The organism is uncultured Thiodictyon sp. (genome assembly GCF_903828115.1).
Lineage (GTDB): Bacteria > Pseudomonadota > Gammaproteobacteria > Chromatiales > Chromatiaceae > Thiodictyon.
The window spans coordinates 1-5,265 of the sequence record NZ_CAIKKU010000876.1 but is presented as its reverse complement, the minus strand read 5'-3'; the positions used below and the strand labels follow the sequence as shown (position 1 = coordinate 5,265).

At 67.5% G+C, this 5,265-nt stretch carries 4 protein-coding genes; all 4 read right to left on the bottom strand.

The window, feature by feature from the left end; genetic code table 11:
* Positions 1-117: 117 nt before the first annotated feature.
* The gene (locus QZY48_RS32970) at positions 118-432 is read right to left on the bottom strand and encodes a recombinase family protein (protein WP_295438769.1); all 315 of its coding nucleotides are present in this window, start codon (positions 430-432) and stop codon (positions 118-120) included.
* Complete coding sequence (locus QZY48_RS32965) at positions 429-611, bottom strand: hypothetical protein (RefSeq protein ID WP_295438767.1); 183 nt, start codon at positions 609-611, stop codon at positions 429-431. The genes QZY48_RS32970 and QZY48_RS32965 overlap by 4 nt, the downstream gene beginning before the upstream one ends.
* Positions 612-830: 219 nt before the next feature.
* Entirely contained in the window at positions 831-2,222 is a 1,392-nt protein-coding gene (locus QZY48_RS32960; RefSeq protein WP_295438765.1) for an IS4 family transposase, read from the bottom strand.
* A 353-nt stretch (positions 2,223-2,575) separates the two neighbouring features.
* Entirely contained in the window at positions 2,576-5,053 is a 2,478-nt protein-coding gene (gene rnr / locus QZY48_RS32955) for a ribonuclease R (protein WP_295438763.1), read from the bottom strand.
* Positions 5,054-5,265 lie beyond the last annotated feature (212 nt).

Sequence of the window (5,265 nt, the reverse complement as noted above, 5' to 3'; positions counted from 1 at the left end):
CTGGACGTAGGCTTCATCAAGCTGGCTGAGGCTGTGGTCGCTCAGGTGCATCGGTCAGTGGCGCGGTATCATCGGGCAGCGTATGGGAGGGCATCTTGATCGGGCTGGAGGCAGCGGTCAAGGGGTCTCTGAACGGCTACCCATCAGCAAAACTTGATGGGCGTATTTCCGTGACAACCGATCCGGCGACAACACATAGAGACGATCGATAACGCCCAGGGCCGCCTGATCGCGCAACCGCTCCAATTGCGGGCGAATGAGCGTGGCGCCACTGACGCCCGCATCAATAAAGCACAGGTCCTCCGCCAGCGCTTCGCCATCGGCGGCAATCCGCTCACGCAGGGCCGTCACCTGACTGTCAATCGTGCCGCTCTTGGCTTGCTGGTCCGATGACACCCGGGCATAGAGCGCTACCACCACACGTTGGCTCATCGTGTACCTCCCATGACGGTGGCGCGTTGCGGGGCGATCGGCGGCGCGGCCACGTCCGACCCCGCGCGATGCGACTTGGTCGGTTTCAGTTGTTCGTACACCGTGATCAGTTGCTCGGCGGCGAACCGGTTAGGCTCGAAGGCCACGCGAACCCGCCAGCTGCGCGGTGCTTGACTCATGGCTGGGGCTCTCCGTCTGCGGCAACGTCGATGACGAGGGTGATCGTGACACCCACATCCCCCGCAAACCCGGGCGCCAGACACGCCCGAGCCAGGCGTAAACCCCATTTTAGTCGAGAGTTGGCAACATTGTTGACGGGGTCAATGCCCCGTCCCGCCCGGGAGTCGACGCTGGACGCTGGAGCGTCCGCACTTGCTCCCACGCTGGAGCGCTCATCGTTATACACATCGTCTCGCGACCTCCTCGCGGGCCTGCAGCGCGATGGCGAAGTCCCGCACGCGTTGCCATCCGATCCAGACGGTCTTGGGACCCGGGTGGCCGTCGTGCTTACGGTTGAGGAAGCCGCCCAAGGTGGCGATCAAGACGACCATCTCGCCCAAGCGGGGCGGTGTCGCAGGGGGCGGACAGCGGCGCGCCACGAGGTAAGCGGCCTGCCACTCCTCGGGGGCGAAGACGGCCTCGCAGTCCATGTCCGGGCAGGCACGACCGAGCATCGTGGCGAACAGGACACGCCACGCAATGATCATGTACAGCGCCAGGCAAGGCAGTTGCCGATCGTCCGTCTCCAGTTGCAGCTTATTAATCTGACAGCCATGTTTCAGGACGAAAAAATAGATCTCGATGTACCAGCGCACGGCGTACCAGGCCACGATGGTCGCCGCCCGCTCAAACGTGTCCACCGGCAACACGGTCGTCAGCAGCCATTGCAGCGGCGCGACGTCGGGCGGGGGCGTGTCCTCGCACGCCAGGACGGCATTGATGGCGAGTGCGGGCAGTGGATAGCCCGTTCGCCGCGGCGGGACCAGGCGCACGGTGGCGCTGCGCAGCGTCACGCGCGCGCGTCGTGCCGCCCGTCCCGGACGCGCTCTGACCTCGACCTCCAGGTCGCCCAAGGCCGGTGTCTGCGCCACGCCGGCCCACAGTTTACGCGGTGCGTCCGTGTTCGGGTCGTTGACCAGGCGGCGGTCTTGCGCCGCCCGCACGATCCACTGGGCACGGGTGCAGGGTTCATAGCTGGCGGCTTCGGCAAACAGTTCGTAGAGGTCACCCTCGGCATCGGCGATGTTGACGACCAAGGTGTTGGGCAGTTGCCCCTGCACCGCGCAGCTCCTCTGATAGCTCTCCACCCAGTAGCGGCTTTCCTTTTCGTCCACGCCCTTGGCGCGCCGCGCCCGCCGCGGACTCGGCTCCTCACGCACCCGGTACGCGGCCTGCACCGCGCCCAGGCAGATGCGCTGCGGGGTGAACGCCACGGTCGGGTGCAGACGGCGTTCGCGTTTGTCCACGTTCTTGAGGGTTCCCAAACCCTTGGGGCCGAGGTTCAGGCACTCGTCGTCGTCCGTGGTGTCCTGTACCAGCAGCACGACCGGCGCCGCCGCCAGGCGTTGCAGGGTGGCATCATAATGCGGCGCCAAGACCGCCTCGAACGAGGTCTTGGGGTTGTCGAAAAACCGGTAGGCCCCCAGCGTTTCCGACCACCCCCCACAGGCCGCCGGGATGCTCACCTGCGGATGTTGCCCGAGTTGCTCCAAGACCTTGGCCAGGCGGGCGTTCAGCCGCCGATCGCCCAGGTCCGCCGTCGCTACTTCTTCATCGGCCCAGTTGCTCATGGCGCGCCTCCCGCGGGTTGCTTCTCCTTTAATTTTAGACTTTGTCGCTCGCCGTGCGGCGTGCACGCCGCACCCGGCTTGCTGTCCCAGGCCGCCGGTCCGGCCGCCGCGCCGACCCGACCACGGCCGCCGGGCTCGGCGGTACTTGTGTATAACGATGAGCGCTGGAGCGTGGGAGCCAGAGGGACGGGGCGGATGACCCGTCCCGCCCGGAACTGCGACGCCGCGTTTTCCGCCCGGCCCGTCGCGGCTGAAGCCGCTCCCACAGCGTCGCTGCGCGACTTTTGCGGTGAGGCCTCGGCCGGCGGCGCGGGATTGTCCCGCGCCGCTGGGAATTGCAGGTCGTCGGCGGGTCAGGCCTTGCGCCGCCGCCGCTTGGCGTCGGGCTTGCCACCCTCGGCCGGTGTCTCGGTCGGCGCCAGTACGAAGTCGATCTTGCGATCGTCCAGATTGACCGCGGCGACCTGGATGCGCAGCCGGTCGCCCAGGCGATAGACATTGCCGCTGCGCTCGCCCTGGAGGCGGTGGCCAATGGGGTCGAAGTGGTAGTAGTCGTTGTCGAGCGCGGTGATGTGGACCAGGCCGTCGATGTGGATGGCGTCGAGCTGCACGAAGATGCCGAAGGAGGTGACGCTGGTGATGGTGCCGTCGAATTGCTCGCCGAGCTTGTCCTGCATGAACTCGCATTTGAGCCAGTCGTTGGCGTCGCGGGTCGCCTCGTCGGCGCGCCGCTCGGTGCCGGAGCAGTGCTCGCCGATCTGCTGCAGGTCGGACTTGGAATAGTCCAGATCCGCCGCGGTACCGTCCGCCAGCAGGTGCTTGATGATGCGATGGACGATCAGATCCGGGTAGCGGCGGATGGGGGAGGTGAAGTGGGTGTAGGCGGGGAAGGCGAGGCCGAAGTGACCCACGTTCTCCGCGCTGTACATCGCCTGCTGCATGGAGCGCAGCAGCACGGTCTGGATCAGGGCGCGGTCGGGCCTGTCCTTGACCTCGCGCAGCAACTGGGCATAGTCGGCCGCGACCGGCTTGTCCCCGCCCGGGAGCCTGAGCGCGAGTTGGCCCAGGAATTCGCGCAGGTCGCTCAACTTCTCCTGGCTCGGCAGGTCGTGGATGCGATAGATGGCCGGGACCTTCTTGCGCTCGAAGTGCCGCGCCGCCGCCACGTTGGCGGCCAACATGCACTCCTCGATCAGGCGGTGGGCGTCGTTGCGTACCACCGGGACCACGGCGCTGATGCGGCCCTGCTCGTTGAACTCGAACTTGGTCTCGGTGCTGTCGAAGTCGATGGCGCCGCGCTCCACCCGGGCGGCGTGCAGCACCAGATAGAGTGCGTGCAGGTCCTGGAGGTGGGGCAGCACCGCTTTGTGCTGTTCGCACAGGGCCGGGTCCCGGTCCACGATCATGGCCGCCACCTGGTCATAGGTGAGGCGTGCCTTGGAGCGCATCACCGCCTGGAAGAAGCGGGTGCGGGTGACCTTGCCCTCGGCGTCGATATACAGTTCCGCGGTCATGCAGAGCCGGTCGACGTCCGGGTTCAGGGAGCACAAGCCGTTGGACAGGACCTCCGGGAGCATGGGGATCACCCGGTCCGGGAAATAGACCGAATTGCCGCGCTCCAGGGCCTCGGTGTCGAGCGCGGTGCCGGGGACCACATAGGAGGAGACATCGGCGATGGAGACCAGGAGCTTCCAGCCCTTGGGCTTGCGCTCGCAGTAGACGGCGTCGTCGAAGTCGCGGGCGTCGGCCCCGTCGATGGTCACGAGCGCGAGCTTGCGCAGGTCCGTGCGGCCCGCCTTGGCGGATTCGGGTACCTCCGGGGTGAGCCCGGCGACCTCGGCTTGGACGGCCGGCGGCCATTCCACCGGCAGGTCGTGGGCGCGGATGGCGATGTCGGTCTCCATCCCCGGGGCCATGTGGTCGCCCAGGACCTCGCGGACCCGGCCGATGGGCTGGGTGCGGCCGGTGGGCTGGTCGGTGATCTCGGCCACCACGATCTGGCCGTGGGTGGCGCCGCCCAAGCGGTCACTGGGGATGATGACGTCGTGGGAGAGGCGCTTGTTGTCCGGGGCCACGAAGCCGACGCCGCTCTCCTGATAGAGACGGCCCACCACGGTGCGGGTGTTGCGCTCGAGCGTCTCCACCAGCGAGCCCTCCAGGCGCCCGCGGCGGTCGCGCCCGCTGACCCGCACCACGACACGGTCCCCATGGAACAGCGTCTTCATGTCCTTGGGGTAGAGATAGAGGTCGTCGCCGCCGTCGTCCGGCCGCACGAAGCCGAAGCCGTCGGGGTGACCGATGACCCGCCCGGCGATCAGGTCCTTGTGGTTGACGATGCAGAAGGCATCCTTGCGGTTGCGCAGCAGTTGCCCGTCCCGGACCATGGCGCCCAAGCGTCGCTCCAGGGCGGTGAGGTCGGGCTCCGTGGCAAGTTCCAGGGCCGTCGCGATCTCGGCGAAGGCGAGCGGGGCGCCGTGGGCGGTCAGGGTATCGAGGATGAACTCCCGGCTCGGGATGGGGTTCTCGTATTTCTTCGCCTCGCGCTGGCGGTTGGGGTCCTTGTCCCGGGCGCCGGTTTCGCGCGTGCCCTTGGCGGCGGGCTTGGGGGTGGACCTGGGGGCGCGTTTCGGCGGGCTTGGGGCGGCGCCTTGCGCGTCACCGGGCGGGGCCTCCGCCCGGGGGGCCTCCTGGTCCGCCTTGGGCGCGGGCTTGCGGCGCGGCTTCTTGGGCGGCGGCGCGGCGGCCTGCTCGGAAGTTGGGGGGACGGCCTGCGGATGCGGGTCCGCGGCCTGGCCTTCGGTCTGGTTGTCGGTAGTTTTGCGTCTGGTCACGTGGTGTTACTGAGTATGTCTTTGGTCTGCGGCTAAGACCGTGTAGTGTATCGTTGACAAGCCCGCCCTGTCTCACTAACATGCCCGCTCCCGTCAGGCCGCCTCCCCCGTGAGTCGCCCCGATCCGGAAAAGCCGAGATGGCGGAATTGGTAGACGCGCTAGTTTCAGGTATTAGTGGGGCAACCCGTGGAGGTTCGAGTCCTCTTCTCGG

What these genes read in the sequence shown, in the direction of transcription:
- QZY48_RS32970 (WP_295438769.1), bottom strand. Translation starts at nt 432, where the DNA reads ATGAGCCAACGTGTGGTGGTAGCGCTCTATGCCCGGGTGTCATCGGAC.
- QZY48_RS32960 (WP_295438765.1), bottom strand. Translation starts at nt 2,222, where the DNA reads ATGAGCAACTGGGCCGATGAAGAAGTAGCGACGGCGGACCTGGGCGAT.
- QZY48_RS32965 (WP_295438767.1), bottom strand. Translation starts at nt 611, where the DNA reads ATGAGTCAAGCACCGCGCAGCTGGCGGGTTCGCGTGGCCTTCGAGCCT.